Raw genomic sequence first — 4,893 nt, 5'->3', positions numbered from 1 at the left:
TCTTTATTTTTTTTCTATAAAACAGTCTCATAACCCGTCATAATATGTTAAAATATGCCATGTACTTTCTACCAACCTAACTAATTTTAGGGAAGATACATAGAATCGTAGCTTTAAGAAAAATCCATACATAAGGAAGTGAACAGCATGAAAAAATTAACCCTGCTCCTATCTGCGGCCATCCTGGTCTTTTTCCTAGTCGCGTGTTCAGAAACTTCTTCCACAAACGCGAAGAACGATGAAAAAGAAAATTCTCAATCGGAAGAAGCTGCCTCAGATAAAAAAGAAGAGAAGAAAGAGAAAGAAGATACGAAGCCTCCCCAGCCTTACGAAGCGATCAAGCCGGCGGAAGACGCCAAGCCTCTTAAAGAGAAGATGACGGAAGAAGAGCTTGCGAAAATGCCTGTCGTAGAAGCGCACGGAGGGGATCGCACCCGGATGATTCCGGTCGGAGATACGCTCGTAAAAGGAGCAGAGGATCAAACGGACGGACCTTTGAAGGATCACAGACTTGTCGCCTACTATGGACACCCGAACTCGACCAATATGGGAATCCTTGGCGAAATGGAACCCGATGCTCTCATGGAAAAACTGAAAGAACAGACACAGGCTTATTCAAATGCCGATCCTTCCCGCCCAGCGATCCCAACGATTGAGCTGATCTCAACCGTCGCTCAACGGAACCCGGGACCTGAAGGAAAGTACTATCATATGACCTCGCCGGAACAAATTGACGAATATGCCAAGCTTGCGAAAGAAAACAATGCTTTACTTATGCTGGATGTCCAGCTCGGAACAGACTCTGTCATGAATCAAGTGAAATTAATCGAGAAATGGCTTAAATTACCTTACGTCCATCTAGCCATTGATACGGAATTCCACGTCGGAGAAGGCGAAACGCCGGGCATCAATCTTGGCCAGGTCAACGGAGCTGAAGTTCAAGAAGCGGTCGACTACATCTCGAAGATGGTAGAAGAAAACAACCTTCCGGATAAAATCGTCCTCGTTCACCAGTTCATGGACGAAGCTTTAACGAACAAAGAAGCCATCCAGCCGACTGAAAATGTGGAAGTCGCTTTGAACTATGATGGATGGGGACCTTCATCAACGAAGATGTCACTCTATCGTAAATTCGTGCGCAATGAAGCTGTTCAATACGGCGGATTCAAAGTCTTTTATAAAAAAGACGAGCCTGTCTTAAGCGCGGAAGAAGTATTGCAGCTTGATCCTAACCCAGCGATCATCAATTACCAATAAAATTCATTGAAAAAAAGCCATGGAGAATCTCTCCATGGCTTTTCCTATGCATTACTTCCCTATTCCTGTAAGCTGGATCTTACTCTTAGGCACACTCGGAATTTTTTTCAAGCTGAACCCTCGATTCTGCTCAGGAAACTCAAACGACATGCGGTTCACAAAATGGTCCAGCGTCTCCTTCAACACTTCGATCGTCAGCCATTCTCCGGCACAACGGTGGCCCATTTCGAATTCCCCGCCGCCATGAGGGATAAAGTCAAACGGATGGCCATCCCATGTTTGAAAACGCTCTGGTTGGAAAAGCTTCGGATTTTCCCAGAGTTCAGGGTGGTGATTGGTTCCATATAAATCGAGTAGCGTCAGTGTACCTTCTTTAAATTCGTAACCGTTCCATGTGAAATCCTGATCCACACGAGCAGCCGCAAACGGAAAGAACGGATAGTAACGGCGCACTTCCTGAATGAAGTATTGAAGCTGATCTTCATCACTTGTCCGCAGCTTGTCTACTTTTTCAGGATGTTCATGAATCGCTAACACCAGAAAATCAATGTAGACCGATATAGCTACCATCGGCCTTAGTAGATTGAGAAGCTCGACGGCGACCGTATGTTTATCTAAAAGCTCACCGGACTCATCACGATGCCACGAAAAATGGTAAAGCGCACGGTCTTTTGATGTATCGATCTTTTCTTCTCTCACCTTCTCGATGAGATCCTCAAGCCGGGCCTCCGCTTTAGAACGGGCTCGCCGGCCTTTCCAATGCTTCGGTCCAATCGCTGTCGGTGACTCATACATATCGCCCAGCACACCCGCCCATTCTTCGATATGTTCATCCGCAATGGGAACGCCGGTCCATGCCGAAGCCACTCTTGTCATGACTTTTCTTGCCTCATCATACACACTCACCGGCTCGTCGAGATTCCATTCCAGGGCGGCAAGCTTCCAGGCCTTTCCTGTCAGCGAGCGGACTTCTTGAAGCGAATCCTTTGTCATTAAGTTCATGAACATCTTCTTACGGTTGAGATGGGCTCCTCCGTCCAAACCCTGGACGCCTCCCTCTCCAAACAAGGTCTTCTGCGCACGAGGCGGAGCTGCATCTTTTCTCCTGAACTTATCATTGTCATAGAAAATTTCTGCAGCGTCTTTTCCAACAAGACAGTAGACCTCTTCACCTAACAGTTTTGTTTCAAAAATGTTCGTATGGAAGCGGTGACTTCGATTAAGTATGAATGTATATCCTTCTTGTAAAAGCTTCAACGTATGGTCGGTTCCTTTATCCTTCGGAATAGATCGCTGTTCTGCCATTGTTCAACCTCCTATTTTTTGGATACTCCTTTATTTTTCCCTATCCAAAGAGGGCGAAACAGGTCAATTTAAAAAACCCTCCGATTCTACTACCGGAGGGAAGGAAAACTATTCTTCTTTTCTCTTTCGTTTACGAAGAAAAAAGATAAGAACAAATGCGATTAGAATCAAGCCGACGACTGCCGCCACGATGATATTGGTTATTTTAGGTACGCCGACTTCTACCATCATGTTCGTTGTACCTGCCGTGTTAATTTTCCAGGTTAACTCATTGCCATCCACCGTATCCGCATTGTGGGCCTTAGGTGAAATCGGCAAATCCAGTGTAAATGTCAGGTCCATCTGGTTAGAGGCAAACTGTTGCATCCCTCCTAGAATACCGGGGTTTCGAAGGTCGATGTCTGCTTCTACCTTGTATGTATCAAAAAACAGACCTTCTTCTGTCGTCACATTCAAACTGTCTGAGATCACCGCACCAAGGCCGAGCTCTGCCATGCCTCCTGAGGTGAGAAATGAATCCTTTTCCTGAACGTCTTCAAATGTCCGCTTCGCTTCAAATTGGAGATAGCCGTCCTCGGTGTAGGATTCCACCTTATATCCTTGCGATTCCAGCTCTTCCGTCAGCCCATCGATCAGCCGCTGCCCCTGGCCTCCGAAGCGCTTGACGGCATCTTCCTCAAGCCCGAGGGTCACCGTACTTTCCCCGCTTTTATCTTTATTGATCTTCAACTCGTAATTCCCTTGAACACAGCCTGAAAGCAGCACTATGAAGAGGATAGTCACGAGCACAGATATTTCTTTCATAGTGATCTCTCCTTAAATCGACTCATTCCACTTCCCTCCTATTTCCAAACCATTCCCCCTCCAAATAAGTCAGCTGGCCATCGATCGGCCGCTGACTTTTTCGGATGAGAAGAGTCATAAGCACGATTTCAGCTTCCTCCTTTTAGAACTTGTATCCAAACACAGCGACGTCAACGGCATTCAGGCCAGACCCGCTCTCCGATTCCACCTTAACGGCGAGCCCGAGGCCAGGAGCATTATAGGTCTTCGTATATTGTTCACCTGGGAAAAGAGTCATCGTATCCAGCACTAAAAAGCTGACCTGATCAATTTTCATAATCAATTTAAACGTCACCGCCCCCTCAGAAACGACGCGGTTCCCAGCAAAGATCCGGACCGTATAGTAAGGCTGGACAGAGATCGTTTCCGGTGTGACACTTACCGATTTTCCTGCTCGGATCGTCTTCCCTTCGGGTTCGGTGACAAAAAGGAGATTGTTTCCAATTCTAACTCTTTGAGACATTATGCTTCCTCCCCTCATCCCGTCTCTATATTATCCTATGAGGGTTGGCTGTGATTTAGGAAGCGTAATCATAAGGAGCAGTTGATTATATGAATAGGTGCACTTGTGGAGTAAGACAGTAAACAAGACCAACTAAATAGTAAAAGTCTAAATTTTACTTCTAACACAAATGATAAAATAGAGAAATAATAAGTCATGGAGGGATCGTATGAGTAAAACCTACCAATTGCTTACAAAATCGATTATTCAATATGCTGATGCGATATCTTTTACAATCACAGAAATCACTCTTATTCACAAAGAGAAAGTGCTTTATAAGAAAGAGCTGGTCAAGAATGGTTCCACTACAGTATCTACAATTACCCGCGATTCTTTCACGATGGAAGTAAAAGGAGAGAAGGTCCCCCCTCTTTTAAAATCATTTATCGAACAACAAATTCAACTGTTGTCTCCTCCAGAAATTGATTATAAAGGAAAAGACCTTTTATTAAATTTATCAAGAACACTCGCGCTTTATCAAAGGCTCGATGACGTCCTGCTTAGAATTATGGACATGGCCATGGATGTGTTCCCGGTTTCGGATTCATGCAGTTTATATATTTATGATGAAAAAGCAGATGCTTTAATCCCCCGGGTCACACGTGGATTCAACTGGGAAGACCTGCAGAATATCCGATTCAAACCTGGGGAGTCACTGACAGGGCTGACGTTTCAGACCAAACACCCCCAGATCTTCCATCATTCCGATGAAGTATACGAAGGAATGTCGTCGATGTCAGAGCAAAACTGGAAGCATTTCTATGCTTCTACTCCTGATAAGGATGGAGAAAAAGTGAAAGCGCAAAGTGCAATGTGCTGCCCGCTTATGATTCAAGAGGACTGTATCGGTGTCGTCAGTGTGAACTCATTTCGGCAGGTCGGACATTTCACAGATGAAGATTTGGATTTATTAAAAGCAATCTGTAATCAGGCAGCCTTTGCCGTCCACCGCGCTTCCCTTTTTACTGAGTTAGAAAACCAAGCTG

Annotated in this window: 5 protein-coding genes; 2 read left to right on the top strand and 3 right to left on the bottom strand. The window is 45.1% G+C overall.

Annotated features, from left to right (window positions below):
* Positions 1 to 147 precede the first annotated feature (147 nt).
* Positions 148 to 1,257 carry a hypothetical protein gene (locus LD39_RS12815; RefSeq protein WP_035547355.1) on the top strand — a complete coding sequence of 370 codons (1,110 nt, stop codon included), beginning with the start codon at positions 148 to 150 and terminating at the stop codon, positions 1,255 to 1,257.
* Positions 1,258 to 1,308: 51 nt separating this feature from the next.
* On the opposite strand, the gene LD39_RS12810 is transcribed toward LD39_RS12815, so the two are convergent.
* The 3 genes from LD39_RS12810 to LD39_RS12800 all read right to left on the bottom strand — a co-directional run bounded on the left by LD39_RS12810 (position 1,309) and on the right by LD39_RS12800 (position 3,868).
* Positions 1,309 to 2,562 (bottom strand): cytochrome P450, encoded by a 1,254-nt coding sequence (locus tag LD39_RS12810; protein ID WP_035547352.1) that lies wholly within the window; start codon positions 2,560 to 2,562, stop codon positions 1,309 to 1,311.
* 108 nt (positions 2,563 to 2,670) lie between these two features.
* Complete coding sequence (locus tag LD39_RS12805) at positions 2,671 to 3,366, bottom strand: DUF3153 domain-containing protein (RefSeq protein WP_035547349.1); 696 nt, start codon at positions 3,364 to 3,366, stop codon at positions 2,671 to 2,673.
* A gap of 142 nt (positions 3,367 to 3,508) precedes the next feature.
* A complete protein-coding gene (locus LD39_RS12800) occupies positions 3,509 to 3,868 on the bottom strand; it encodes a hypothetical protein (RefSeq protein WP_035547346.1) in 360 nt (119 codons plus the stop codon).
* A gap of 208 nt (positions 3,869 to 4,076) precedes the next feature.
* On the opposite strand from LD39_RS12800, the gene LD39_RS12795 reads away from it, so the two are divergent.
* Positions 4,077 to 4,893, top strand: an 817-nt coding sequence (locus LD39_RS12795) for a GAF domain-containing protein (RefSeq protein ID WP_035547343.1), incomplete at its 3' end; no start/stop codon positions are given.

This window comes from Halobacillus sp. BBL2006, assembly GCF_000786645.1.
In the GTDB taxonomy this organism is placed as follows: domain Bacteria; phylum Bacillota; class Bacilli; order Bacillales; family Halobacillaceae; genus Halobacillus.
This window is presented reverse-complemented; position numbering and strand designations above follow the sequence as displayed.